21 protein-coding genes and 2 pseudogenes are annotated in these 24579 nt (G+C 71.4%); 15 read left to right on the top strand and 8 right to left on the bottom strand.

Features of this window, described 5'->3' with window-relative positions:
* The first annotated feature begins 126 nt into the window (after positions 1 to 126).
* From GFH49_RS12130 to GFH49_RS12120, 3 genes are all read left to right on the top strand, one after another.
* Complete coding sequence (locus GFH49_RS12130; RefSeq protein WP_155055848.1) at positions 127 to 2109, top strand: Xaa-Pro dipeptidyl-peptidase; 1983 nt, start codon at positions 127 to 129, stop codon at positions 2107 to 2109.
* Positions 2106 to 3359 carry a M14 family metallopeptidase gene (locus GFH49_RS12125; protein WP_155055847.1) on the top strand — a complete coding sequence of 418 codons (1254 nt, stop codon included), beginning with the start codon at positions 2106 to 2108 and terminating at the stop codon, positions 3357 to 3359. Before GFH49_RS12130 ends, GFH49_RS12125 begins: the two co-directional genes overlap by 4 nt.
* A gap of 88 nt (positions 3360 to 3447) precedes the next feature.
* A complete protein-coding gene (locus tag GFH49_RS12120; RefSeq protein ID WP_155055846.1) occupies positions 3448 to 5160 on the top strand; it encodes a BCCT family transporter in 1713 nt (570 codons plus the stop codon).
* Here GFH49_RS12120 and GFH49_RS12115 read toward each other — a convergent pair.
* Positions 5151 to 5501 (bottom strand): annotated as a pseudogene (locus GFH49_RS12115) (TetR/AcrR family transcriptional regulator); the annotation flags it as partial. The gene GFH49_RS12120 and the pseudogene GFH49_RS12115 overlap by 10 nt on opposite strands.
* 7 nt (positions 5502 to 5508) lie before the next feature.
* On the opposite strand from GFH49_RS12115, the pseudogene GFH49_RS12110 reads away from it, so the two are divergent.
* Positions 5509 to 5655: pseudogene (locus GFH49_RS12110) on the top strand (EamA family transporter); the annotation flags it as partial.
* On the opposite strand, the gene GFH49_RS12105 reads toward GFH49_RS12110, so the two are convergent.
* Positions 5639 to 6592 (bottom strand): FAD-dependent oxidoreductase, encoded by a 954-nt coding sequence (locus GFH49_RS12105; protein WP_155055845.1) that lies wholly within the window; start codon positions 6590 to 6592, stop codon positions 5639 to 5641. The pseudogene GFH49_RS12110 and the gene GFH49_RS12105 overlap by 17 nt on opposite strands.
* Positions 6593 to 6658: 66 nt before the next feature.
* Here GFH49_RS12105 and GFH49_RS12100 point away from each other — a divergent pair, with 66 nt between their 5' ends.
* Complete coding sequence (locus tag GFH49_RS12100; protein ID WP_155055844.1) at positions 6659 to 7681, top strand: oxidoreductase; 1023 nt, start codon at positions 6659 to 6661, stop codon at positions 7679 to 7681.
* Between the two features lie 188 nt (positions 7682 to 7869).
* The gene (locus tag GFH49_RS12095) at positions 7870 to 9507 is read left to right on the top strand and encodes an ABC-F family ATP-binding cassette domain-containing protein (RefSeq protein ID WP_155055843.1); all 1638 of its coding nucleotides are present in this window, start codon (positions 7870 to 7872) and stop codon (positions 9505 to 9507) included.
* Positions 9508 to 9585: 78 nt separating this feature from the next.
* Here GFH49_RS12095 and GFH49_RS12090 read toward each other — a convergent pair whose 3' ends face one another.
* The 3 genes from GFH49_RS12090 to GFH49_RS12080 form a co-directional block, all read right to left on the bottom strand.
* The gene (locus tag GFH49_RS12090) at positions 9586 to 11961 is read right to left on the bottom strand and encodes a Tex family protein (RefSeq protein WP_155055842.1); all 2376 of its coding nucleotides are present in this window, start codon (positions 11959 to 11961) and stop codon (positions 9586 to 9588) included.
* Positions 11962 to 12083: 122 nt separating this feature from the next.
* Positions 12084 to 12215 (bottom strand): LPFR motif small protein, encoded by a 132-nt coding sequence (locus tag GFH49_RS12085; RefSeq protein ID WP_268867491.1) that lies wholly within the window; start codon positions 12213 to 12215, stop codon positions 12084 to 12086.
* A gap of 81 nt (positions 12216 to 12296) precedes the next feature.
* A complete protein-coding gene (locus tag GFH49_RS12080) occupies positions 12297 to 13166 on the bottom strand; it encodes an SCO6745 family protein (RefSeq protein ID WP_155055840.1) in 870 nt (289 codons plus the stop codon).
* A 113-nt stretch (positions 13167 to 13279) separates the two neighbouring features.
* Between GFH49_RS12080 and GFH49_RS12075 the strand changes: the two genes are divergently transcribed.
* Positions 13280 to 14260, top strand: coding sequence for a GlxA family transcriptional regulator (locus tag GFH49_RS12075; RefSeq protein ID WP_155055839.1), 981 nt, complete (start codon positions 13280 to 13282; stop codon positions 14258 to 14260).
* A complete protein-coding gene (locus GFH49_RS12070; RefSeq protein WP_155055838.1) occupies positions 14260 to 14895 on the top strand; it encodes a DJ-1/PfpI family protein in 636 nt (211 codons plus the stop codon). The genes GFH49_RS12075 and GFH49_RS12070 overlap by 1 nt, the downstream gene beginning before the upstream one ends.
* Here GFH49_RS12070 and GFH49_RS12065 read toward each other — a convergent pair.
* Positions 14888 to 15631: an enoyl-CoA hydratase/isomerase family protein gene (locus GFH49_RS12065; RefSeq protein WP_155055837.1), complete on the bottom strand. Its 744-nt coding sequence runs from the start codon at positions 15629 to 15631 to the stop codon at positions 14888 to 14890. The two genes, GFH49_RS12070 and GFH49_RS12065, sit on opposite strands and share 8 nt — an antisense overlap.
* 70 nt (positions 15632 to 15701) lie before the next feature.
* Between GFH49_RS12065 and GFH49_RS12060 the strand changes: the two genes are divergently transcribed.
* The gene (locus GFH49_RS12060; protein ID WP_155055836.1) at positions 15702 to 16358 is read left to right on the top strand and encodes an HdeD family acid-resistance protein; all 657 of its coding nucleotides are present in this window, start codon (positions 15702 to 15704) and stop codon (positions 16356 to 16358) included.
* Positions 16359 to 16532: 174 nt separating this feature from the next.
* Complete coding sequence (locus GFH49_RS12055; RefSeq protein WP_155055949.1) at positions 16533 to 17045, top strand: ATP-binding protein; 513 nt, start codon at positions 16533 to 16535, stop codon at positions 17043 to 17045.
* 6 nt (positions 17046 to 17051) lie between these two features.
* Here GFH49_RS12055 and idi read toward each other — a convergent pair whose 3' ends face one another.
* Together idi and GFH49_RS12045 are read right to left on the bottom strand one after the other, a co-directional pair.
* Positions 17052 to 17645: an isopentenyl-diphosphate Delta-isomerase gene (idi, locus tag GFH49_RS12050; protein WP_155055835.1), complete on the bottom strand. Its 594-nt coding sequence runs from the start codon at positions 17643 to 17645 to the stop codon at positions 17052 to 17054.
* Between the two features lie 367 nt (positions 17646 to 18012).
* Positions 18013 to 18951, bottom strand: coding sequence for a cation diffusion facilitator family transporter (locus GFH49_RS12045; RefSeq protein WP_155055834.1), 939 nt, complete (start codon positions 18949 to 18951; stop codon positions 18013 to 18015).
* A 407-nt stretch (positions 18952 to 19358) separates the two neighbouring features.
* Between GFH49_RS12045 and GFH49_RS12040 the strand changes: the two genes are divergently transcribed.
* From GFH49_RS12040 to GFH49_RS12020, 5 genes are read left to right on the top strand one after another with little or no spacing between them, the layout of a single operon-like run.
* The gene (locus GFH49_RS12040) at positions 19359 to 21137 is read left to right on the top strand and encodes a DUF5941 domain-containing protein (protein WP_155055833.1); all 1779 of its coding nucleotides are present in this window, start codon (positions 19359 to 19361) and stop codon (positions 21135 to 21137) included.
* A complete protein-coding gene (locus tag GFH49_RS12035) occupies positions 21134 to 21886 on the top strand; it encodes a phosphocholine cytidylyltransferase family protein (RefSeq protein WP_155055832.1) in 753 nt (250 codons plus the stop codon). Before GFH49_RS12040 ends, GFH49_RS12035 begins: the two co-directional genes overlap by 4 nt.
* Positions 21874 to 22935, top strand: a complete 1062-nt coding sequence (locus tag GFH49_RS12030; RefSeq protein ID WP_155055831.1) for an iron-containing alcohol dehydrogenase family protein — start codon at positions 21874 to 21876, stop codon at positions 22933 to 22935. The genes GFH49_RS12035 and GFH49_RS12030 overlap by 13 nt, the downstream gene beginning before the upstream one ends.
* Positions 22913 to 23692, top strand: coding sequence for a CDP-alcohol phosphatidyltransferase family protein (locus GFH49_RS12025; RefSeq protein ID WP_155055830.1), 780 nt, complete (start codon positions 22913 to 22915; stop codon positions 23690 to 23692). The genes GFH49_RS12030 and GFH49_RS12025 overlap by 23 nt, the downstream gene beginning before the upstream one ends.
* Positions 23689 to 24573 (top strand): glycosyltransferase family 2 protein, encoded by an 885-nt coding sequence (locus GFH49_RS12020; RefSeq protein WP_155055829.1) that lies wholly within the window; start codon positions 23689 to 23691, stop codon positions 24571 to 24573. The genes GFH49_RS12025 and GFH49_RS12020 overlap by 4 nt, the downstream gene beginning before the upstream one ends.
* Positions 24574 to 24579 lie beyond the last annotated feature (6 nt).

Here is a 24579-nt window from a genome sequence, read left to right as displayed (position 1 = left end):
GCACGCAACCCGCACGAGACCCCCATGCGACCCCCATGCGACCGTCCTGCGCCGAATGGCGCAACCGTCTCGCACGCGCCGGATGGCCCTCTTCTGCACGGGAGTTGACCGATGTACCGTCCGCGCATGCCGATACACATGCGCTTCATGACCTGGAGACCGCTTGTGCGCTTCACGACCTGGAGACCGCTCGCGGCGACCGCCGTCGCCGGCTTGCTGGCCGCGCTCCTCACCCCGGCCGCGGCCCACGGCGCCCCGCGTGAGAGCAGGCCGGTGTACTCGTACGGGAACGCCGTCCGCGAGGCCGTATGGGTGGACACCGGACTCGACGGCGACGGCGACGGAAGGTCGGACCGCGTCGCCGTCGACATCGTCCGCCCGCGCGAACCCGCCCAGCAGGGCCGGAAGATCCCGGTCATCATGGACGCCAGCCCTTACTACTCCTGCTGCGGACGCGGCAACGAGAGCCAGCTGAAGACCTACGACGCGGACGGCGACGTCGTCCAGATGCCGCTCTTCTACGACAACTACTTCGTGCCGCGCGGCTACGCCTTCGTCGGTGTCGACCTCGCCGGCACGAACCGCTCCGACGGCTGCGTGGACATCGGCGGCCGATCCGACATCCAGTCCGCGAAGGCCGTGGTCGACTGGCTGAACGGCCGGACCACCGCGTACACCACCCGCACCGGCACGACCCGCGCCAAGGCCACCTGGACCAACGGTAAGACGGGGATGATCGGCAAGAGCTGGGACGGCACGATCGCGGGCGGCGTGGCCGCGACCGGGGTGGAGGGCCTGGAGACCATCGTCCCGATCAGCGCCATCTCCACCTGGTACGACTACTACTTCGCCAAGGGTGCCCCGCTCTACGACTCCGGCCCCGACCGGCTGGCCAACGCCGTCGAAAGTCCCGACGCCCGCGCGAACTGCGCCGCCGTCCAGCAGCGGCTTGTCGACGGCGCCCCGCGCACCGGCGACCGGACACCGCTGTGGGCCGAGCGCGACTACATCCAGGACGCGTCGAACGTGAAGGCGAGCGTCTTCCTGATCCACGGCATGCAGGACCTCAACGTCCGTATGCAGCACGTCGGTCCGTGGTGGGACGCCCTCGCGGAGAACGGCGTCGAGCGCAAGATCTGGCTCTCCCAGACCGGCCACGTCGACCCCTTCGACTTCCGCCGCGCCGACTGGGTCGACACCCTGCACCGCTGGTTCGACCACGAACTCCTCGGCTACGACAACGGAATCGACGACGAGCCCATGGCCGACATCGAACGCCGCCCCGACCAGTGGGTCACCTCGGACACCTGGCCGGCCGGCGGCACCCGGACCACCACCCTGCGCCCGGCGTCCGGAACCCGGCCCGGCGTCGGCACCCTGAGCCTGACCAAGGCCTACGGAACCGAGACCGTCACCGACGACCCCCGGACCGGTGAGACCGACTGGGCGGCGCGGATCGGCACGCCGACCCCCGACAAGGCGGGCTTCCTCACCCGGCCGCTCACCAGCGACCTGCGCCTGTCCGGCTCCTCCGAGGTGACCGTCACCGCGACCCCGACCACTTCGACGGCCCACCTCTCCGCCGTCCTCGTGGACCTCGGGCCCGACACCATCCGTGACTACGCGGCGAGCGGCGAGGGCATCGCCACGCTCACCGACCGCACCTGCTGGGGCGCGAGCACCACCGGCGACAGCGCCTGCTTCAAGGAGACGAAGGCGAGGACGGCGGACGTCGACTACACGATCGTCAGCCGCGGCTGGGCCGACCTCGGCAACCACGCCTCCGTCGACACGGGCGTCCCGCTCACCCCGGGCAAGGCGTACACCATCACCCTCGACCTGGGCGCGACCGACCATGTGATCCCGGCCGGACACCGGCTGGCGCTGATCGTCGCGGGCACCGACGAGAACCTCATCGACCCCCCGTCGACCAAGCCGACCCTGACCCTCGACCTGTCCCGCACCTCGGCCCACGTGCCCCTGGTCGGCGGCCCCAAGTCCTTCACCCGCGCCACCGCGGGTTCCCCGCCCGCCGCCCCGGCGCCCACCCCCCTCGCCGGCGTCCAGGCGCCGAGCACCGTCCACCGTATTCCGGGAGGCAGCAGTTGATCCGCGCACTGATCCTCAGCACGGCGGCGCTTGCCGCGTCTCTGGTGGCTGTCCCGGCGCAGGCGGTGGAGGCGCTGCCGCGTACCGGGTTCGAGGAGTCGAATGGTGCCCGCTGGACGACCCAGCAGGAGGAGCAGGACTTCCTGGCCGCCGTCGACAAGGCGAGCGACCGCGTGTCGATCGGCCGCATCGGTACGACGAAGCAGGGCCGTCCCCTCCAGCTCGCCCGCCTCGGCGCACCGGACGCGCCCACCAGGGTCCTGCTCATCTGCAGCCAGCACGGTGACGAACCGTCCGGCCGCGAGGCCTGTCTGAGCACCGTACGAGACCTCGCGGCGGCGACCGACCACCGGACCCGCCGCTTCCTGGACCGCACCACCGTGCTCGTCGTGCCCACCGCCAACCCCGACGGCCGGGCCGCCGACACCCGCGGCAACAGCGACGGCGTCGACATCAACCGCGACCACCTCGCCCTGCAGACGGCCGAGGCACGCACCCTCGCCGCGGTCATCCGCGACCAACGCCCCGACCTCGTCTACGACTTGCACGAGTACGGCGCCACACCGCCGTACTACGACAAGGACCTCTTCGACCTCTGGCCCCGCAACCTCAACACCGCCACCGCCGTCCACGACGAGGCCGAGACCCTCTCCCAGGCGTACGTCCGCCCCGCCGCACGGAACGCCGGGTACACGACCGGCACCTACGGCATCTGGACCGACCCCGTCACCGGTGACCCGATCAGGCAGGTCGCCGGCGACGGGCAGGAACGCATCCTGCGGAACATGTCCGGCGTCAAGCACTCGATCGGCCTGCTCATCGAGAGCCGTACCGACCCCCTCACCGACGCCGAGAAGGCGGACGAGGCGTTGAACAAGCGGCGCCGGGTCAGCTCCCAACTCGCCGCGCTGGAGGGCTTGTTCGGGTACACGGACGAGCGTCGCGCGCGGATCGGGATCGCGACCGGCGGCGCGCGCATCGAGGGGTACGCCGACACGGGCCCCGTGTACGTCGGCGGCGCCGACAACGACCCGCCCGAACCGGCCGAGGTGATCCAGGACCCGCCCTGCGGCTACCGGCTCACCCAAGACCAGTACACGGAGTTCAAGGACGAACTCGCCCTGCACGGAGTGAAGACGCAGGGCACCTACGTCCCGCTCCGCCAGTCCCTGCGAGCCCTCGTCCCGCTGCTGCTCGACGCACGCGCGCCGTACCACCTCACGGCGGGTGAGCCCGACACCGACTGCTGAGACGGCCGAGATCGACGGCACCTGTGGTAGGTCGTGAGGCACAACGGTGAACAGGCGTACTCACCGGTTCTCAGGGAAGGTGCCGCAGATGACAGACGACCTGAAAAAGAGGGGAGGCGGTCGGGAAGGTCCCTCCGACGTTTCCGGCCGCCCGGGCCACGACACGGACCGAGTCGTGTTCGGCGTCACCGCCGTCATCACCGTGGCCTTCGTGATCTGGGGCTCGGTGGCGACGGACTCGCTGGAGAGTGCCTCCACCGATATGCTCAACGGCCTGATCCACAACGGTGGTTGGGCCTTCATACTGGCTGCCTCGGCCTTCGTGGTCTTCGCGCTGTGGCTCGCGATGAGCCGCTACGGCCGTATCCATCTCGGCGCCGAGGGCGAGGAGCCCGAGTTCCGCACCGTGTCCTGGGTCGCGATGATGTTCAGCGCCGGCATGGGCATCGGCCTGATGTTCTACGGCGTGAGCGAGCCGCTCTCCCACTACACGACACCGCCTCCGGGCACCGACCCCGCCGACTCCGCGTCACGCATGGAGACGGCGATGGCCACGACCCTGTTCCACTGGACCCTGCACCCCTGGGCGATCTACGCGGTGGTCGGTCTCGCCATCGCCTACAGCACCTTCCGCAAACGCCGGCGCCAGACCATCAGCGCGGTCTTCACCCCGCTCATCGGGGAGAAGCACGCGAACGGCACCGCAGGCCGGGTGATCGACATCCTCGCGATCATCGCCACCGTCTTCGGCTCCGCCGCCTCGCTGGGTCTCGGCGCGCTCCAGATCGGCTCCGGCTTCGAGGAACTGGACTGGCTGGACGACGTGAGCACCGGACTGCTCGTCGCCGTCATCGCCGTACTGACCCTGGCCTTCGTCGCCTCGGCGGTCTCCGGCGTCGAGCGGGGCATCCAGTGGCTGTCCAACATCAACATGGTGCTCGCCCTGATCCTCGCCGTGTTCGTGTTCGTCGCGGGCCCCACCATCATCGTGCTCGACCTGCTGCCCACCTCCGTCTTCTCCTACCTCGGAGACCTGCCGCAGCTCGCGGGCCGCACCGAGGCCAGCTCCGGTGAGGGGGTCGCGGACTGGCTCGGCAGCTGGACCGTCTTCTACTGGGCGTGGTGGATCTCCTGGACGCCGTTCGTCGGCATGTTCATCGCGCGTATCAGCCGGGGCCGCACCATCCGGCAGTTCGTCGGCGGCGTGATCCTCGTGCCCAGCACCGTCAGCCTCGTGTGGTTCGCGGTCTTCGGCGGTTCGGCGATGAAGCTTCAGGAGGGCGGCGCGCTCGGCACGGAGTCCACCCCCGAGGGACAACTCTTCGGCGTCCTCCAGGAGTTCCCCATCGCCACCGTCACCAGCCTGCTGGTGATGATCCTGGTCGGCATCTTCTTCGTCTCGGGAGCCGACGCCGCGTCCATCGTGATGGGCACGCTCTCCCAGAAGGGAGCCCTCGAACCCGGCCGCTTCGTCGTCGTGTTCTGGGGTGTGGTGACCGGAGCCGTCGCCGCCATCATGCTGCTCGTCGGCAGCGGACAGGGCGATGCGCTCACCGGCCTGCAGAACCTCACGATCCTGGCCGCCGCGCCCTTCGTCCTGGTGATGATCGGCATGTGCGTCTCCCTCATGCGCGACCTGCGCAAGGACCCCGTCATCGTGCGCGGCGCGATGGGCGCCGAGGCCGTGGAACGCGCCGTGATCGAGGGCCACCAGAAGTACGACGGCGAGTTCGGTCTCACGATCGGACCGGGCCCCGGCACGGAGACGGAGGGCGATCCCCTGGGGCACGACTACCGCTGAGCACCGAGGAGTTCACCCGCCTCGTCGCGGGCCCGGCCGATCGGGTCGGGGAAGACGCGCAGGCCGTGGGCGACCAGCGAGCCCTCGTGGAGCAGCATCAGGGCGGGGGCCAGCCGGTCGGCCCGGCCGGGCGCGACTTCACGGACCAGATCGGTGAAGAGTTCCAGCATCCACTGCTTCTGCCCGGTGATGATCGAGTAGGCCGGGTGGGCGGGATCGCTGATCTCGGCGTGCGCGTTGACCATGCCGCACCCCTTCCGGCTGTGCTCGGTCATCCAGGACCGGGACGCGTCGAACACCGTGAGCACGCGGTCCGCGGATCCCGGCTCCACGCGGTCCAGCCACTCCCTCACGGCCGTATGGGGTGCCGTCATGTTCGGTGAGCCGTTCACCGTGCAGACCGCCGTCGGACTGGCAGTAGCCCTCACGGCGGTGGCCGTCGTGCGCGGCACCGGCCCACGTGCGGGGCAGGAGCAGGTCACCGCCGCTCGCTGACGGCCCCGGCCGCCTCGTGCGCGCAGCCCCAGGCCACGGTGACACCCGCACCGCCATGGCCGTAGTTGTGCACCAACAGCCGCCCGTCCGGCAGCGGTTCACGCTCCAGCCGGACCCTGTCCCGCGCGGGCCGCAGCCCCACCCGATGGTCCAGCACCCGCGCCGCGCCGATCTCCGGCCGCAGCGCGGCACACCGCCGTACGATCGCCTCCGCCACGGCCGGATCAGGCTCGGTCGAGAAGTCGTCCTCGTCCGCCGTGCCGCCCAGCAGCAGCCGGCCGGGCTGCGGAAAGAAGTACGCCATCGCCCCGTCGGCGTCGGTGGAGACCAGCCAGGTGCGGATCCCGGGGTTCTCCACGACGACCAACTGCCCGCTCACAGGGCGTACGGACGCATCCGGCACCAGCTCGCGCGCCCCCAGCCCGGTGCAGTTGACCACGACCGGCGCGTCGACCTCCGTGAAGGCGGACACCGCGCGGACCTCGATCACGCCGCCCGCCCCGAGGAACCGCCCGCGCAGCCACGGCAGATGGACCGCCATGTCGATCAGCGGCAGCCGCGCCCACAACCCCGCGCCCGGGTACTCCCCGGCGGTCGCCGGACGCAGCCCAGGCAGCCGCTCGGTGGCCCAGGCCGCCTCGTCCAGACCGGCCTCACCCAGTACCCCTTCGACCATGCGTACGCCGGTCGTCTCGGGCCGCCCCGCCAACTCCTCGTACACATCGAGCGATCGCAGCGTCCACCCGCGCGCCCGCGCGACCGGCTCGATCCGGTACGGCCACCACAGCGCGCCCGCGACCGCCGAGGTGGTCCGCTCCACGGGATCCCGCGTCCACACCCGCACCCGGCGGCCTCGCTCGGCGAGGACGACGGCCGTGGTCAGCCCGATGACCCCGCCGCCGACCACGATGATCTCGTCGTCCGGCTCACTGCTCACGCGGGGACGGTAGCGGAATGTGTCATGCCGTGCTCAGAGTGCAGCGCTCCTGGGGATACTCACAGCATGTCTGCCGAGTATGCGACCTTCGGCCTGGCACCGGCGATGCGTGCCGGTGGAGTCCTCGCCAACGGTGACTACCAAGTACACCGGGATTTCCTGGACTTCATCGTCAACGACCGTCCGCTGCTGTTCCAGCTCTCCGACCTCGACGCCGTCTCCCCACTCGCCTCGGACGTCCCACCCGCGATCTTCACCGCCCAGGTCCGCAGCCTCCTGCTGGAGACCGACGCACCCCTGCCCGGCGGCCGGTACGTCATCTACGGCTGCCCCGAATGCGAAGACCTGGGGTGCGGGGCGGTCACCGCGGTCATCGAGGAGGAAGGGGACGACTACATCTGGCGCGACTTCGCCTGGCAGACCGAGGAGTACGCCGACCTGGACCTCAACGGCTACCACGGCATAGGGCCGTTCACCTTCGCCGGAGCCGAGTACCGGGCGGCGCTGCGCTCACTGCTGGACGGCTCCGGGAGCGCCCGCCGCCGCGTCCTGCTCATCGGAGCCCGCGTCGCCCTGCTGGCCAAGCTCGCCGCCGCGCTGCGCACCATCGGCATCGGCGCCGACATCACCCGGGACGCGACCGACGTCCCCGCCGACGAACTGCGCGGCTACGGCGCCGTCGCCTTCGGCCGCGCGGTCACCCAGCAGGAACGCGCCGCTGTACGCGCCGCCTTCGAACGCGCCGGTGTCGACGTCGCCTACGTCGACGGACTCGCCCCGATCGTGCCGCTGCTCGTCGCCCAGATCGAGCACGCCCTGGACCGCAGCCCGGCCGACCGGCGCCGACTGACCCGGCTGGTCGCCGCCGACGGCGAGGCGGGCATCGAGGTCACCTCGCCCTGCCGGGTCCAGCTCACCGCGTACCGCCTCGACCGCCTCTACCGCACCCATGCTCAGGAGGTCTTCGACGGAATCCTGGAAGCCGGCCGGCATCGCATCGCCCTGGACGCGAAGGCGGTGAAGGGGGAGTCCTTCGTGGTGGCGCGGACATCGGGAAGCGTCCTGGTGGAGGCGATGGCGCACGGATGACCCGGCGCGATCCGTGGCTCACGGCCACGAGGGCCTGTTCTGAATACGGCCCCGCGCCGCTGAGTGGGGTACCTCCCGCCCGAGCCTTGCGAAGCACGGTTCGAGGGCGCGTGCCGGGCGTCGGGGCGCAGGCGGGGCGTCGGGGCGCAGGCGGTCGACTCAGAGCAGGCCCTAGGATCTACGGTCTGATGACTGCCACCCTCGTCGCCAAGAACCTCGCCGCCGGCCACGGCGACCGCGCGCTGTTCACCGGGCTCGACCTCGTCGTCGCACCCGGCGATGTGATCGGCCTGGTCGGGGCCAACGGCGCCGGCAAGTCCACGCTGCTGCGGATCCTCGCCGGACTCACCACGCCCGAGGAAGGCGGGCTGCGCCTCTCCCCGCCCACGGCGACCGTCGGCCACCTCCCGCAGGAACCGGAGCGCCGGCCGGGCGAGACCGTACGGGAGTTCCTGGCCCGCCGCACCGGCGTCGCCGAGGCCCAGCGCACGATGGACGAGGCCACGCAGGCGCTCGTCGACCAGGCACCCGGAGCCGACGACGCCTACGCGACGAGCCTGGAGCGCTGGCTCGACCTCGGCAGCGCCGACCTCGACGAACGGGCGGAGGAGATCGCCGACTCACTGGGCCTCGCCGTGGACCTCGACCAGCTGATGACCTCCCTCTCCGGCGGTCAGGCGGCCCGCGCGGGCCTGGCCTCCCTGCTGCTCTCCCGCTACGACGTCTTCCTCCTCGACGAGCCGACCAACGACCTCGACCTGGACGGCCTGGAACGCCTCGAACGCTTCGTGAGCGGCCTGCGCGCGGGCACGGTCGTCGTCAGCCACGACCGCGAGTTCCTCGCCCGCACCGTCACCAAGGTCCTCGAACTCGACCTCGCCCAGCGGCAGATCAATCTCTACGGCGGCGGTTACGAGGCCTACCTGGAGGAGCGCGAGACGGCCCGGCGGCACGCCCGCGAGGACTACGAGGAGTACGCCGACAAGAAGGCGGCCCTCCAGGACCGGGCGCAGACGCAGCGCGCCTGGATGGACAAGGGCGTGAAGAACGCGCGCCGCAAGGCGAGCGACAACGACAAGATCGGCCGCAAGTTCCGCAGCGAGGCCAGCGAGAAGCAGGCCGCGAAGGCCCGCCAGACGCAGCGCATGATCGAACGCCTCGACGTCGTCGAGGAGCCGCGCAAGGAGTGGGAACTGCGGATGGAGATCGCCGCGGCCCCGCGCTCCGGCGCCGTGGTCGCCACCCTGCGGGACGCCGAGGTACGGCGCGGTGACTTCGTCCTCGGCCCGGTGTCCCTGCAGGTCGACTGGGCGGACCGGGTGGCCGTGACGGGCGCGAACGGCGCGGGCAAGTCGACCCTGCTCGGCGCCCTGCTGGGCCGGGTCCCCGTGGACCAGGGCCAGGCGTCCCTCGGCTCAGGCGTCCTCGTCGGCGAGGTCGACCAGGCCCGCAAGGTGTTCCACGGCCCGGAGTCCCTGCTGGACGCGTTCAGCGCGGCCGTCCCCGACACGGAGCCGGTGGAAGTGCGCACGCTGCTCGCCAAGTTCGGCCTGAAGCCGGACCACGTGCTGCGTCCGGCGGCGACGCTGTCCCCGGGTGAACGCACCCGCGCGGCGCTGGCCCTGCTCCAGGGCCGGGGCGTCAACCTCCTCGTCCTCGACGAGCCGACCAACCACCTGGACCTGCCGGCCATCGAGCAACTGGAGTCGGCCCTCGACTCCTACGAGGGCACGCTGCTCCTGGTCACCCACGACCGCCGCATGCTGGACGCGGTGCGGGTGACCCGCCGCCTGGAGGTCGCAGCGGGGAAAGTAACGGAACGATAAGCGCCCCAAGAGAGGCGCGGGGAACTGCGCGACCAGCCTCACCGGCCCGCAGTTCCCCACAACCGTCAGACGCTCAACTCAACGCCGCCCATCCTTGGGATCGACCAACCCGGCCCGGCGCAGAGCATCGGCCATCGCACTGTTCGCGGGCGGCGGCGCCTGACGCGATCCTCCGCCCCCGCGCCCCTGCCGCTGCTGCGGCGGGCGCCCGCCACGCTGCTTCCGGTCACCGCCCCCGCCCTGCTGTCCCGGCGAGGGCGCCGCCGCCTCGTCGTCCAGCCGCAGCGTCAGGGAGATCCGCTTGCGCGGGATGTCGATGTCCAGGACCTTCACCTTGACGATGTCGCCGGGCTTGACCACCTCCCGCGGATCCTTGACGAACGTCTTCGACATCGCGGACACATGCACCAGCCCGTCCTGGTGCACACCGACGTCGACGAACGCCCCGAAGGCGGCCACGTTCGTCACGACCCCTTCCAGGACCATTCCGGAGGACAGGTCGGAGATCTTCTCGACGCCCTCCTTGAAGGTCGCGGTCTTGAACGCGGGCCGCGGGTCGCGCCCCGGCTTCTCCAGCTCCCTGAGGATGTCGGTGACGGTCGGCAGACCGAAGGTCTCGTCGACGAACTCCTGCGGCTTCAGCGAGCGCAGCGCTCCCGTGTTGCCGATGAGCGAGGCCACTTCCTGACCGGACGTCCGCACCATCCGCCGTACGACGGGATAGGCCTCGGGGTGAACGCTCGACGCGTCCAGCGGGTCCTCGCCGCCCCGGATCCGCAGGAAGCCCGCGCACTGCTCGTACGCCTTCGGGCCGAGCCGGGCCACGCCCTTCAGCTCGGACCGCGACGTGAACGGGCCGTTGGCGTCACGGTGCGACACGATGTTCTCGGCGAGCCCGGAGGAGATTCCGGACACGCGCGCGAGGAGCGGGGCGGAGGCCGTGTTGACGTCGACCCCGACGCCGTTCACACAGTCCTCGACCACCGCGTCCAGCGAGCGCGACAGCTTCACCTCGGACAGGTCGTGCTGGTACTGGCCGACACCGATCGACTTCGGGTCGATCTTCACCAGCTCGGCCAGCGGGTCCTGGAGCCGGCGCGCGATCGACACCGCACCGCGCAGCGACACGTCCATGTCCGGCAGTTCCTGCGAGGCGAACGCGGAGGCCGAGTACACCGAGGCCCCGGCCTCGGACACCATCACCTTGGTGAGCTTCAACTCCGGGTGCCTGGTGATGAGTTCACCGGCGAGCTTGTCGGTCTCCCGGGACGCCGTGCCGTTGCCGATCGCGATCAGCTCGACCGCGTGCTCCTTCGCCAGCCGCGCCAGCTTGGCGATCGCCTCGTCCCACCTGTTCGCCGGGACGTGCGGGTGGATCACGTCGGTCGCCACGACCTTGCCGGTGGCGTCGACGACGGCGACCTTCACGCCCGTGCGGAAGCCCGGGTCCAGCCCCAGCGTCGCGCGCGTGCCGGCGGGGGCGGCGAGCAGCAGGTCGCGCAGGTTGGCCGCGAACACGTTGACCGCCTCGTCCTCGGCGGCCGTGCGCAGCCGGAGGCGCAGGTCGAGGCCGAGGTGGACGAGGATGCGGGTGCGCCACGCCCAGCGGACCGTGTCCGTGAGCCACGTGTCGGCGGGACGGCCGCGATCGGTGACGCCGAACTTCGCGGCGACCATCCCCTCGTACGACGACGGACCGTCCGTCGGCTCCTCCGGCTCCAGGACGAGGTCGAGGACCTCCTCCTTCTCGCCGCGCAGCATGGCGAGGATCCGGTGCGAGGGCAGTTCGGTGAACGGCTCGGCGAAGTCGAAGTAGTCGGAGAACTTGGCGCCCGCCTCCTCCTTGCCCTCCCGCACCTTGGCGGCCAGCCGCCCGCGCACCCACATGCGCTCGCGCAACTCGCCGATCAGGTCGGCGTCCTCGGAGAACCGCTCGGTGAGGATCGCGCGCGCGCCGTCCAGGGCGGCCTGCGGATCGGCGACTCCCTTGTCGGCGTCGACGAACGCCGCCGCGGCGGCCGTCGGCTCGACCGTCGGATCGCCGAGCAGGCCCTCCGCGAGCGGCTCAAGCCCCGCCTCGCGGGCGATCTGCGCCTTGGTCCGCCGCTTCGGCTTGTACGGCAGGTAGATGTCCTCCAGCCGCGCCTTGGTCTCGGCGCCGCGGATCTGTGCCGCCAGCTCGTCGGTGAGCTTGCCCTGCTCGCGTACCGAGTCGAGGATCGCCGCCCGCCGTTCCTCCAGCTCCCGCAGATAGCGCAGCCGCTCTTCGAGCGTGCGCAGCTGCGCGTCGTCGAGCATCTCGGTCGCTTCCTTGCGGTAGCGGGCGATGAAGGGCACCGTCGAACCGCCGTCGAGCAGCTCCACGGCAGCCCTGACCTGCCGCTCCCGTACGCCGAGTTCCTCGGCGATCCTGCCTTCGATGGACCCAACTGCGATGGACCCGGGTGTCGTCACGATCCCGTACCGCCTTCTCACTGAGGTTGCGCGGCAATTGTGGCAGGTGACACCGACAATCGGGGATCAGGGCGCCACCCCGTGCCGTCGTGGCCGGCGCAAGGAGGCCGGAGCGGGCGACATCACACCCTGCGTCGCCGCGCGCCGCCCGAGGCGCCGCCGAGGAGCCGGGCCAGCGCCCGGAAGGGCAGCGTCACCACGGTGGCGATGGCTCCACCGATCTGTCGCAACACGTCTGCAATCGCACGAAGCATGGACATACCCTCTCTTTTCCGGCCCGATGGCCGGGAAGGACCGAGTACCTCGCCCAGGTCGCGCCATGCGCCGCGGCCGGCTCAGCCCTTGCCGACCAAATCCCTCGGGAATGCTCCGGCGACGACCGCGGCGCGGGCGAATCCGCCCCCCAACTCCGTCAGCCGCCGGACACCCTCGGCGCCCAGGTGCTCATAAGGCCCCCGGTCCAGCCGGTCCGTCTCCCGCTCGATCTCCTCCCGGAGCGCGACGCCGTGCTCGGTCAGTTCGCCCGCCCCGTCCAGCAGCCCCCGCTCCCGCAGGCGTACCTGTGCCGCGTCCCAATCCTCCTGGCGCCAGCCACGAGTGCTGAACACCCACTTCGGCGAGAGGCCCTTGCCGGTAGCCGTGTGGGTCACCAGCGCCTCCAGACCGTCGAGCCCGGCCGACACCAGCACGGTGAGATGCCCGTCGCCCCGGTGCTCGCGCAGTAGCGTCGCCGCATGCCAGTACGCCAGATGCGGTTCCTCGGGCACCGGCAGGTCGGCATGCGCGGCGTACAGCGGCCGGGCGCCGCGCGAACAGGCCTCGGCCGCCCGCAGCGCGAGACGCGCCGCCTCCGCCATCTCCGGCGAGGCCGGCACCTGATCGCCCAGGAGACGGCGCAGCGCGGAGTCGACTCCACGCGCGCGTGCCGCCAGGACGGCTTCGGGCGCGGCGATCGCCCACACCGCGGGCACGTGCCCGGCCACCAGCTCGTACTTGTAGTTGTAGAACGCAGCCGCCACCGTCCCGGCTCCCACCGGCCCCAACGCGGCTGCCCGCACGGCGAAGTTGACGGCTCTGGGGTCCGTGACGCCGAGCGTGCCCAGCTGTTTGGCGACTTCGGGGGCGAAGTAGTGCGTGGCGTGCAGGGCGTTGAGCGCGTTGTGGCAGCGCCGGCCGGCGCGCGGGTCGATGGCGGCAGCAGTCATGCCGTGAACATTACCGACCGGTCGGTTCGCGCTCCGCCCTGCCCTGTTCCAGGGCAGGAAAGGTGGGGAACTCGTCATTGCGGCCATCCGCCGACCCGCCAAGAATCGGCCGTATGGCGCAGCGAACCGTTCTCGCCGTCCTCTTCGACGGCGTGCAGAGCCTCGACGTCACCGGCCCGGTGGAAGTCTTCGCGGGGGCCGAGAAGCACACCCCGGGGACGTACCGCATCCGTACGGCCTCCCTGGACGGTGCCCCCGTGCGCACGTCCAGCGGCCTGACCGTCGTACCGGACGGGACCCTGGACGCCGTGGCCGACTGGCACACCCTCCTCGTCCCCGGTGGCGAGGGCACCCGCTGCGTCGACCCCCGCCTCACGGACTGGCTGCGTGACCACGCGCCCCGCGCGGAACGCCTGGTCTCCGTCTGCACCGGGGCGATACTGCTCGCCGAGGCGGGCCTTCTGAACGGCCGCCGTGTCACCACGCACTGGGCATACGGTGACAGACTCGCCCGCGACCACCCGGCCGTGCAGGTCGACGCCGACCCCATCTACATCCGCGACGGACACGTCTCCACGTCGGCGGGCGTCACCTCGGGCATCGACCTCGCGCTCGCCCTGGTGGAGGAGGACCTGGGGCGCGAGGTGGCGCTGACGATCGCCCGCCACCTGGTGGTCTTCCTGCGGCGCCCGGGAAGCCAAGCCCAGTTCAGCGCCCAGCTCGCCGCCCAGACCGCACAGCGCGCACCGCTCCGTGAGGTCCAGCACTGGATCACCGAGCATCCGGACGCCGACCTGACCGTCGAGTCACTGGCCGCCCGCGCCCGCCTCTCACCGCGCCACTTCGCCCGTGCCTTCCAGAACGAGACCGGCACGACCCCCGGCCGGTACGTCGACCGCGTCCGCCTCGAACACGCCCGCCGCCTGCTGGAGGACACGGCCGACGGCATCGAGGAGATCTCCCGCACCAGCGGCTACGGCACCCCCGAAGCCATGCGCCGGGCCTTCGTGAGGTCCCTGGGCACCGCCCCGGCCGAGTACCGCCGCCGCTTCCGCCCCGCTGCCACCCACTGGGCCCACCGAAAGGGAACCTGATGCAGATCGCCCTGGTCGTCTACGACCGGTTCACCGCCCTCGACGCCGTCGGCCCGTACGAGATCCTCTCCCGCATCCCGGACGCGGAGACGATCTTCGTGGCCAAGGAGGCCGGACCCGTTCGCTCGGACAACGGAGCCCTCGCGCTCATCGCCGACAAGACGCTGGCCGAGGTCGCGAGTCCTGACCTCGTGGTGGTGGCCGGCGGTCCCGGCCAGAGCGCGCTGATGGAGGACGAGCACCTGCTGGACTGGCTGCGGGCGGTCGACGCCCACAGCACCTGGACGACCTCCGTGTGCACGGGCTCCCTGCTGCTCGCCGCCGCCGGACTCCTGCGGGGCCGCCGGGCGACCTCGCACTGGCTGGCGCTGGGGCAGCTGAAGCAGTTCGGTGCCGAACCGGCGGGGGAGCGGGTCGTCTTCGACGGCAAGTACGTCACCGCGGCCGGTGTCTCCTCCGGTATCGACATGGCGCTCGCGCTGCTCGGCAGGATCGCGGGCGACGACTGCGCCCGGACCGTGCAGCTGGCCGCGGAGTACGACCCTCAGCCGCCGTACGACGCGGGGTCGCCGCAGAAGGCGCCCGCGCACATCGTCGATGCCCTGCGCTCGCGGAGCCGGTTCATGCTCACGTAGTCCAGGTGAAGCGCGGCGGCCTGCGCTCCAGGAACGCGGCGACGCCTTCCGCGGTGTCGCCGCTGCCGCGCGCCTGCTCGGACCAGTGGGTGTCCCGGTCGGTGCGGCCGTTCGCGAACTCCTTCGCCGCGGCCTGCGTCAGCTGGGAGCGGGAGACCAGGATCCGGGCGAACTCCGCGACGCGCTTGTCGAGTTCGCCCCCGGGCAGCACCTCGTCGACCAGTCCGGTGCGCAGCGCCCGCTCCGCGTCGATCAACTCGCCGGAGAACAGCAGGTACTTGGCCGTCGCCGGACCCACCAGCGACATCAGCCTCCGCGTGGAGGACGCCGGATACACGATCCCCAGTTTCGCCGGCGTCACCCCGAACAGGGCCCCTTCCTCGGCGAACCGCAGATCGCAGGCCGCCGCCAGCTGCGCACCGCCGCCCACACAGTGCCCCCGAACCGCCGCCAGCGTCGGCTTCGGAAACGCGGCGAGAGCCTCCTCCGCGCCCACCGCGAGCCCCTGCGCCTCGTCCGGCGACCCCTGGAGCGTGGAGATGTCGGCGCCCGCACAGAACGTCCCGCCCGCACCGGTCAGCACCAGGGCCCGTACGTCCGGGTCGGCGGCCAGCGTGTCCAGCAGCGGCGGCAGCGACCTCCACATGCCGGCGGTCATGGCGTTGCGCTTGGCCGGATGACGGATGACGACGGTGGCCACCGAGGCGGCGACATCGTGCAGCAGCTGCGGCTCCATGCGCCGGATGCTATCCGCCCCCGCCGAACCTACGATCGGCAAGGAGGGGGCCGGGCGTGAGGAGACGCCGATGACCGGACCCGAGAAGAACCCCGGACCGGACAAGAGCGTCGGCCCCAGGAGCGATGAGGCCGCGAAGCTGCACCGCGGCTTCGGCCTGCTCGCCGCGCTCGGCGTGATCCTGGTCCTCGCGGGGCTCGTCGGCCTCGTCTACACCGGCGTGGCCACCCTGACCTCGATGCTCCTGTTCGGCTGGCTGCTGCTGATCGGCGGGGTGGTGGGGCTGGCGCACGCGATCCAGGCGCGCGGCAGCAACTTCTGCTGGCTCGGTGTGATCGTCGCGGCCCTGAACATCGCCGCGGGGGTGGTGATCATCCGCAAGCCGGACGAGGCGGTCGCCGCCCTCACCATGTTCGCCGCCCTGCTGTTCCTCACCGGCGGTCTCTTCCGGCTGGTCGGCAGCCTGGTCGTGCGCGGCCCCCAGTTCGGCTGGACGCTGCTCGTCGGCGCATTCGACCTGCTCCTGGGCATCCTGGTGCTGGCCGACTGGCCCAGCAGCAGTCAGTACGTGATCGGCGCCTTCTTCTCCCTGGCCCTGCTCTTCGACGGCCTCGGCCTGATCGCCACCGGCTTCGGCGGGCGGCAGATCGTGGGGCTGGTCTCCGGCAGCCTGGCCGCGGGGGATGAATCGGGCGAGCGCGGCGTCAAACCCGTACAACCCGAATAGTTCGTGAAGTCGGCACAAGGGGGACAGGAGCAGTCCCACAACTGACCGTGTCATACGCCAACGGTCAGAACCGCTCGATACCAGCTGACTTCTGTTCAGTACTCCGGGGTGCGGCGACCGGGTGCCAACACTCAAGGTGTGGTGACAATCGAGCGCAAGGGTGGCGACCGGACCATGGAGAACCACGGGCGTGGGCCCGGCCCACGCCCAGAGGGCGGCGCGGAGGAGGGGCCCCTCGACGACACGCCGCCCGATCCGCTGCCGTACGAGGGGGTCTGGCGGTTCACCGCACCGGCTGTCGAGGTGTCGGTCCCGCAGGCCCGGCACGCCGTACGGGACCTGCTGTTCCGCCAGGGTGTGCCGGTCTCGGACGATCTGGCCCAGGGACTGCTGCTGATCGTCTCGGAGCTGGTCACGAACGCCGTCCGGCACGCGGCGCTGCTGTCGCCGATGCTCGCCGTGGAGGTCGCCGTGGGCGCCGAGTGGGTGCGGGTGTCGGTGGAGGACAACCATCCCTACCGCCCCACCGCCCTGGAGGCCGACCACGGCCAGACCGGCGGCCGTGGGCTGCTGCTGGTGCGCGAGATCGCCCGGGAGGCGGGCGGGATGTGCGACGTGGAGCACACCGCGAGCGGCGGCAAGGTGATCTGGGCCGCCTTGCCGCTCACCCACGCGCGCGTGCGGTAATTCCGCTCACCAGCCGGCCGACGAGCCCGTCAGCTCCCTGACCGCGGGACGGGCCGCGTCCAGCACGGTCATGAACCAGGAGGAGAAGACGTCCTTCACGTGCCGCTCCGCCAGCTCGGCGGGCGTCACGAAGGCCGTCGCGCCGACCTCCTCCGGATCGGGCCGCAGCGGCGCCTGCACCAGGCCGACGAAGAGGTGGTTGTACTCCTGCTCCACCAGGCCCGACGCCGGGTCCGGGTGGTTGTAGCGGACCGTGCCCGCCTCGGCGAGCAGCGAGGGGGAGGCGCCCAGTTCCTCGTACGTCCGCCGGGCCGCCGCCGCGAAGGGGGCCTCGCCCGGGTAGGGGTGGCCGCAGCAGGTGTTGGACCACACGCCGGGGGAGTGGTACTTGCCCAGCGCCCGCTGCTGGAGCAGCAGCCGGCCGTGGTCGTCGAACAGGAACACGGAGAAGGCGCGGTGCAGCTGCCCCGGCGGCTGATGGGCGGCGAGCTTCTCCGCGGTGCCGATCGTCACACCGTTCTCGTCGACCAGTTCCAGCAAAATCGCGTCCGCGGTGCCGTTCGACGAGCTGTGCGTCGCGGTGGCAGGTGTGATCGGCATACCCATCCTTCGCATCGGTTTTCGCGCCCCAAGTCTGCCGTACGAATCCGGCACTCCCGGCACTTCGGAGTACGCCCGCATGTCCGCGCCGGGCGCGGGCCGCGGCCGTCACCTGCCGGAGTCCGGGAGAGGGACCCGGTTGTTGATCGTGCCCGGTGTCCCGAGCGGAGAACCGTCCGGGGAGGGGCTGTGAGAGGGAGGACGCAACCGCGCGCCGGACCGATGCGCTCCATGTGCGCCGGTGACGGACGCGCTGTGTCCGTGCCGGTCACCGATGTGCTTCATGAGTGCCGGGTACCGGCGTCCTTCACGCGTGCCGGGTGCCGGTCCGCTTCCCGCTTCCCGGTGTCCTTCACGCACGCCGGTTTCAGTGGCAGAGCCGTGCCTCGTGCTCCGCGTGTCCGCCGGGCTCCAGCTGGAAGGTGCAGTGCTCGACGGCGAAGTGGTCCCCGAGGCAGCCCTGGAGCTCGTGCAGCATCTTCTCGTGGCCGATCGCGCTCAGCACGTCGGAGCGCACCACGACGTGCACGGACAGGACGGGCATGCCGGAGGTGATCGTCCAGGCGTGCAGGTCGTGGACGTCCTCGACGCCGTCGAGGGCGAGTATGTGCGCCCGCACCTCCGCCATGTCGACGTCCTTGGGGGCCGACTCCAGCAGGACGTCGAGGGTCTCGCGCAGCAGCTTCAAGGTCCGGGGCACGATCATCAGGCCGATGACCAGCGAGGCGATCGGGTCGGCGGCCTGCCAGCCCGTGGTGAGGATCACGGCCGCGGAGATCAGTACCGCGACCGAGCCCAGCGCGTCCGCGGCCACCTCCAGGAACGCGCCGCGCACGTTCAGGCTCTCCTGCTGGCCGCGCATCAGCAGCGTCAGCGACACCAGATTCGCGACCAGACCGATCAGGCCGAACACGATCATCAGGCCGCCCTCGGTGCCGGCCGGCGTGAAGAACCGCTGGACCGCCTCGAACAGCACATAGCCGCCGACCCCGAGCAGCAGCAGGCAGTTGGCGAGGGCCGCGAGGATCTCGGCACGGGCGTAGCCGAAGGTGCGGTTCCCGGTTGCCGGGCGGCCCGCGAAATGGATCGCGAGGAGGGCCATGCCGAGGCCCAGCGCGTCGGTCGCCATGTGCGCCGCGTCGGCGACGAGGGCGAGCGAATCGGCGACGATGCCGCCGACGATCTCCACCAGCATGACGCCGAGCGTGATCGACAGCGCAACGCGCAGTCTGCCGCGGTACGCGGCGGTCGCCGTACCGCCGGCGGATGCGCCGTGCGCATGCCCGTGATCGTGCCCAGCCCCCATGACAGCAGCCTTCCTGTGTTCCGTCCGGGATCACCAGTGAACTACGGGTGGGGGGTATGAGGCAACGCGGCACTGAACACCGTTGTCATGTGCTCTGACCTGCGGAAACGAAGTGCAGGTCAGGTCGCTGGCGATCGGCCGAGGCAGCTGCGGCCCGACGCTTCCCCATGCCGCGAACATCCGTTCCGGGACCGCGATTTTGTGTGCCGGGCATGCGATCCCCGATGATGATCACAGCAAAGGCGGGGGCAGATCGTGTCGACCGGACCATGAACGGCCGGTGAACACGAACTTCCCATCATCCGATAGCCTCTGCCGACATGCCGCCGCCTGGTGCAGCCAAGGGGCGACCCCCACCATGCACATGACCGGCGCGCAGCGTCGGCGCTCTCAGGGAGTGAGTTCGGTTGTCGACCGCCATCCTCGCCGGTCAGCCGGTCCCCGGATCGTCGATCGAGCACGATCTGCGGTCGCTCGGCTTCGATGTGCGGACAGCGTCCGACGCCGCCGACGCGGAGAGGCTCCTCGCCGCCGTCCCCGGTGACCAGCGGGTCGCCGTCGTCGACACCCGCTTCGTCGGCCATCTGCACGCCCTGCGCCTCGGCCTCACCGACCCGCGCTTCCCGCTCGCCGCGATCCCGGGTGCCGTGACCGCCCAGCCCGGCGCCCGTCAGGCCCTGACCCGGGCGATGGCCCGCGAGAATTCCTCCGGCGGCACGCTGCTGGTGGACAGCCTCGCCGACCGCATCACCACCGCCCTCGACGCCGATGTGCACCACCCGGAGCTCGGCAGTCTCGTCGCCGCCGTCCCGCCCGACCCGCAGGCCCGCAACGAGGCGCGGCAGGCCGTCGCCGCCGTCGACGACGAGGCCGTACGCCTGAAGTCGGCCGTGAAGTCACGCGACGGTTTCTTCACCACCTTCTGCATCAGCCCGTACTCGCGCTATCTGGCCCGCTGGTGCGCCCGCCGCGGCCTCACCCCGAACCAGGTCACCACCGCCTCCCTGCTGACCGCGCTGATCGCGGCGGGCTGCGCGGCCACCGGCACCCGGGGCGGGTTCATAGCCGCCGGCCTGCTGCTCCTGTTCTCCTTCGTCCTGGACTGCACCGACGGGCAGCTCGCCCGCTACTCCCTGCAGTACTCCACGCTCGGCGCCTGGCTCGACGCCACCTTCGACCGGGCCAAGGAGTACGCCTACTACGCCGGCCTCGCCCTCGGTGCGGCCCGCGCCGACGACGACGTATGGGCGCTGGCGCTGGGCGCGATGATCCTGCAGACCTGTCGGCACATAGTCGACTTCTCCTTCAACGAGGCCAACCACGACGCCATCGCCAACACCAGCCCCACGGCTGCCCTGTCGGGCAGGCTCGACAGCGTCGGCTGGACGGTCTGGGTGCGGCGCATGATCGTCCTGCCGATCGGCGAGCGCTGGGCGATGATCGCGGTCCTCACGGCGGTCACGACGCCGCGCATCACCTTCTACGCGCTGCTCGTCGGGTGCGCGTTCGCGGCGACGTACACGACAGCGGGGCGTGTGCTGCGGTCGGTGACGCGCACGGCACGGCGGACGGACCGGGCGGCCCAGGCGCTGGCGGACCTCGCCGACTCCGGACCGCTCGCACAGGGCATCGCCCGCGTGCTGCCCAGCAGGCTCCCCATCCCGGTGCTCCTGTGGGCCGTCGCCGGTGCCGCGCTGCCGCCGCTCGCGGCCTGGATCGACGGCCCCGGCTGGTCGGTCGTCGTGTGCGCCGGCGCCTACGTCCTGCTGTCCGCCGAGGCCGTCTCCCGACCCCTCAAGGGGCCCCTCGACTGGCTGGTCCCGCCCCTCTTCCGCGCCGCCGAATACGGCACCGTCCTGCTGCTCGCAGCCAAAGCCGAGGTGAACGGAGCCCTTCCTGCGGCTTTCACCCTGGTGGCGGCCGTCGCCTACCATCACTACGACACGGTGTACCGCATCCGCGGCAACGCCGGAGCGCCCCCGGCCTGGCTGGTGCGCGCCATCGGGGGGCACGAAGGACGGACGCTGCTCGTCACCGTCCTCGCCGCGGTGCTCTCCGCCTCGCAGTTCACGGACGCGCTCACGGTCCTCGCCGGGGCCGTCGCCCTGGTGGTGCTCGTCGAGAGCATTCGCTTCTGGGTGTCCGCCGGGGCCCCCGCCGTACACGACGAAGGAGAACCCGCATGATCGGCCTCGTGCTGGCGGCAGGCGCCGGACGGCGCCTGCGCCCCTACACCGACACCTTGCCGAAGGCACTGGTGCCGGTGGGGCCCGCGGGCATCGAGGGCGAGCCGACCGTGCTGGACCTCACCCTCGCCAACTTCGCCGAGATCGGCCTGACCGAGGCCGCGGTCATCGTCGGCTACCGCAAGGAAGCCGTGTACGAGCGCAAGGCGGCCCTCGAAGCGAAGTACGGCCTCACGCTCACCCTCATCGACAACGACAGGGCCGAGGAGTGGAACAACGCCTACTCCCTGTGGTGCGGCCGGGACGCCCTCAAGGACGGCGTGATCCTCGCCAACGGCGACACCGTCCACCCGGTCTCCGTCGAGAAGACGCTGCTCGCGGCCCGCGGCGGCGGCAAGAAGATCATCCTTGCCCTCGACAGCGTGAAGTCCCTCGCGGACGAGGAGATGAAGGTCGTCGTGGACCCCGAGAAGGGCGTCCGGAAGATCACCAAGCTGATGGACCCGGCCGAGGCCACCGGCGAGTACATCGGCGTCACCCTCATCGAGGGCGACGCGGCCCCCGAACTGGCCGACGCGCTGAAGACCGTCTGGGAGACCGACCCGCAGCAGTTCTACGAGCACGGCTACCAGGAGCTGGTGAACCGCGGCTTCCGTATCGACGTGGCGCCGATCGGCGAGGTCGACTGGGTCGAGATCGACAACCACGACGATCTCGCCCGGGGACGGGAGATCGCGTGCCGGTACTGACCAGGCTCATCCCCTCCCCGGTCGTCGTCGACATCCGCCCGGGGGCCCTCGACGACCTGGGCTGCGTGCTCGCCGACGAGCGCATCTCGCACTCCGGGAAGCTCGCCGTCGCGGTCAGCGGCGGCTCCGGCGCCACGCTGCGCGAGCGCGTCGCACCCTCGCTGCCCGGCGCCACCTGGTACGAGGTGGGCGGCGGCACCCTGGACGACGCGATCCGGCTGGCCGCCGCCATCAAGGCCGGTCACTACGACGCGGTCGTCGGGCTGGGCGGCGGCAAGATCATCGACTGTGCCAAGTTCGCCGCGGCGCGGATCGGCCTGCCGCTGGTCGCCGTACCGACGAACCTCGCGCACGACGGCCTGTGCTCGCCGGTCGCGACCCTCGACAACGACGCGGGCCGCGGCTCGTACGGCGTGCCGAACCCGATCGCGGCCGTCATCGACCTGGACGTGATCCGCGAGGCCCCGGCCCGGTTCGTGCGGGCCGGCATCGGCGACGCGATCTCCAACATCTCGGCGATCGCGGACTGGGAGCTCGCCAACCGGGTCAAGGGCGAGAAGATCGACGGCCTCGCCGCGGCCATGGCCCGCCAGGCCGGCCAGGCCGTACTCAGGCACCCCGGCGGCATCGGGGACAACGACTTCCTCCAGGTGCTCGCCGAGGCACTGGTGCTCAGCGGCATCGCCATGTCGGTGTCGGGCGACTCCCGCCCGTCGTCCGGCGCCTGTCATGAGATCAACCACGCCTTCGACCTGCTCCACCCGCGCCGCGCCGCCGCCCACGGCGAGCAGTGCGGCCTGGGCGCCGCCTTCGCGATGTGGCTGCGGGGCGCTCACGAGGAGGCGGTCCACATGGCCGGGGTGCTGCGCCGGCACGGACTGCCGGTGCTGCCGGAGGAGATCGGCTTCACGACCGAGGAGTTCATCGAGGTCGTGGAGTTCGCCCCTCAGACCCGGCCCGGCCGCTACACGATCCTCGAACACCTCGACCTCACCCCCGACCAGATCAAGGACACCTACGCCGACTATGTCAAGGCCATCGGTAGCTGAACTCCGCCCGGTCGTGCACCCCGCCGGGGTCAAGGACCGGCGCAGCGGTGAGCACTGGGCGGGACGCCTCTACATGCGCGAGGTGTCCCTGCGGATCACGCGTTCCCTGGTGAACACCAAGGTCACGCCCAACCAGCTCACGTACCTGATGACCCTCTGCGGCGTGCTCGCGGCCCCGGCGCTGCTGGTGCCGGGGATCGCGGGCGCCGCGCTCGGCGTGCTGATGGTCCAGCTCTATCTGCTGCTCGACTGCGTCGACGGCGAAGTGGCGCGCTGGAAGCAGCAGTTCTCGCTCGGCGGTGTCTATCTGGACCGGGTCGGGGCCTATCTGTGCGATGCCGCGGTGCTCGTCGGCTTCGGCCTGCGCGCCGCCGACCTGTGGGGCTCCGGGCGGATCGACTGGCTGTGGGCGTTCCTCGGCACCCTGGCCGCCCTCGGCGCGATCCTGATCAAGGCCGAGACCGACCTCGTCGGCGTCGCCCGCCACCAGGGCGGGCTGCCGCCCGTCAAGGAGGCGGCGTCCGAGCCCCGTTCCTCCGGCATGGCGCTGGCCCGCAGGGCCGCCGCGGCGCTGAAGTTCCACCGGCTGGTGCTCGGCATCGAGGCGTCCCTGCTGATCCTGGTCCTGGCCGTCCTGGACACGATGCGCGGCGACCTGTTCTTCTCCCGGCTCGGCGTCGCGGTGCTGGCCGGCATCGCGCTGGTGCAGACCCTGCTGCATCTGGTGTCCGTCCTCGCGTCGAGCAGGCTGCGATGAGCGCCGGGATGAAGGTCGGGGCGGTCATCATCACCATGGGCAACCGCCCCGAGGAGCTCAGGGCCCTGCTCGACTCGGTCGCCAAGCAGGACGGCGACCCGGTCGAGGCGGTCGTCGTCGGCAACGGCTCGCCCGTCCCCGACGTCCCCGACGGGATCCGCACGATCGAGCTGCCCGAGAACCTGGGCATCCCCGGCGGCCGCAACGTGGGCATCGAGGCCTTCGGACCCAGCGGCCGGGATGTCGACATACTGCTCTTCCTCGACGACGACGGCCAGCTCGCCCAGCACGACACCGCCGAGCTGTGCCGCCAGGCCTTCGCGGCCGACCCGAAGCTCGGCATCGTCAGCTTCCGCATCGCCGACCCGGACACCGGCGAGACCCAGCGCCGCCATGTGCCCAGGCTGCGCGCCTCCGATCCGCTGCGCTCCTCCCGGGTCACCACGTTCCTCGGCGGCGCCAACGCCATAAGGACCCAGGTTCTCGCCGAAGTCGGCGGGCTCCCGGACGAATTCTTCTACGCACACGAGGAAACCGACCTGGCATGGCGGGCCCTCGACGCGGGCTGGATGATCGACTACCGGTCCGACATGGTGCTGCACCACCCCACGACCGCGCCCTCGCGGCACGCGGTCTACCACCGCATGGTCGCCCGCAACCGCGTATGGCTCGCCCGCCGCAACCTCCCCGCGCCCCTGGTCCCCGTCTACCTCGGCGTCTGGATGCTGCTCACCCTGCTGCGCAGCCCCTCGCGGCCCGCGCTCAGGGCGTGGTTCGGCGGATTCCGGGAAGGCTGGATGACCGACTGCGGGCCCCGCAGGCCCATCAAGTGGCGTACGGTGTGGCGGCTGACTCGACTGGGCCGGCCCCCCGTCATCTGACAAGCT

It is taken from the genome of Streptomyces blattellae, assembly GCF_009709555.1.
Taxonomy (GTDB): domain Bacteria; phylum Actinomycetota; class Actinomycetes; order Streptomycetales; family Streptomycetaceae; genus Streptomyces; species Streptomyces blattellae.
This window is presented reverse-complemented; position numbering and strand designations above follow the sequence as displayed.

What these genes read in the sequence shown, in the direction of transcription:
- GFH49_RS12070 (WP_155055838.1), top strand. Translation starts at nt 14,260, where the DNA reads ATGCAGATCGCCCTGGTCGTCTACGACCGGTTCACCGCCCTCGACGCC.
- GFH49_RS12065 (WP_155055837.1), bottom strand. Translation starts at nt 15,631, where the DNA reads ATGGAGCCGCAGCTGCTGCACGATGTCGCCGCCTCGGTGGCCACCGTC.
- GFH49_RS12130 (WP_155055848.1), top strand. Translation starts at nt 127, where the DNA reads ATGCCGATACACATGCGCTTCATGACCTGGAGACCGCTTGTGCGCTTC.
- GFH49_RS12060 (WP_155055836.1), top strand. Translation starts at nt 15,702, where the DNA reads ATGACCGGACCCGAGAAGAACCCCGGACCGGACAAGAGCGTCGGCCCC.
- GFH49_RS12055 (WP_155055949.1), top strand. Translation starts at nt 16,533, where the DNA reads ATGGAGAACCACGGGCGTGGGCCCGGCCCACGCCCAGAGGGCGGCGCG.
- GFH49_RS12075 (WP_155055839.1), top strand. Translation starts at nt 13,280, where the DNA reads ATGGCGCAGCGAACCGTTCTCGCCGTCCTCTTCGACGGCGTGCAGAGC.
- GFH49_RS12100 (WP_155055844.1), top strand. Translation starts at nt 6,659, where the DNA reads ATGTCTGCCGAGTATGCGACCTTCGGCCTGGCACCGGCGATGCGTGCC.
- GFH49_RS12025 (WP_155055830.1), top strand. Translation starts at nt 22,913, where the DNA reads ATGTCAAGGCCATCGGTAGCTGAACTCCGCCCGGTCGTGCACCCCGCC.
- GFH49_RS12020 (WP_155055829.1), top strand. Translation starts at nt 23,689, where the DNA reads ATGAGCGCCGGGATGAAGGTCGGGGCGGTCATCATCACCATGGGCAAC.
- GFH49_RS12095 (WP_155055843.1), top strand. Translation starts at nt 7,870, where the DNA reads ATGACTGCCACCCTCGTCGCCAAGAACCTCGCCGCCGGCCACGGCGAC.
- idi (WP_155055835.1), bottom strand. Translation starts at nt 17,645, where the DNA reads ATGCCGATCACACCTGCCACCGCGACGCACAGCTCGTCGAACGGCACC.
- GFH49_RS12035 (WP_155055832.1), top strand. Translation starts at nt 21,134, where the DNA reads ATGATCGGCCTCGTGCTGGCGGCAGGCGCCGGACGGCGCCTGCGCCCC.
- GFH49_RS12120 (WP_155055846.1), top strand. Translation starts at nt 3,448, where the DNA reads ATGACAGACGACCTGAAAAAGAGGGGAGGCGGTCGGGAAGGTCCCTCC.
- GFH49_RS12045 (WP_155055834.1), bottom strand. Translation starts at nt 18,951, where the DNA reads ATGGGGGCTGGGCACGATCACGGGCATGCGCACGGCGCATCCGCCGGC.
- GFH49_RS12085 (WP_268867491.1), bottom strand. Translation starts at nt 12,215, where the DNA reads ATGCTTCGTGCGATTGCAGACGTGTTGCGACAGATCGGTGGAGCCATC.
- GFH49_RS12080 (WP_155055840.1), bottom strand. Translation starts at nt 13,166, where the DNA reads ATGACTGCTGCCGCCATCGACCCGCGCGCCGGCCGGCGCTGCCACAAC.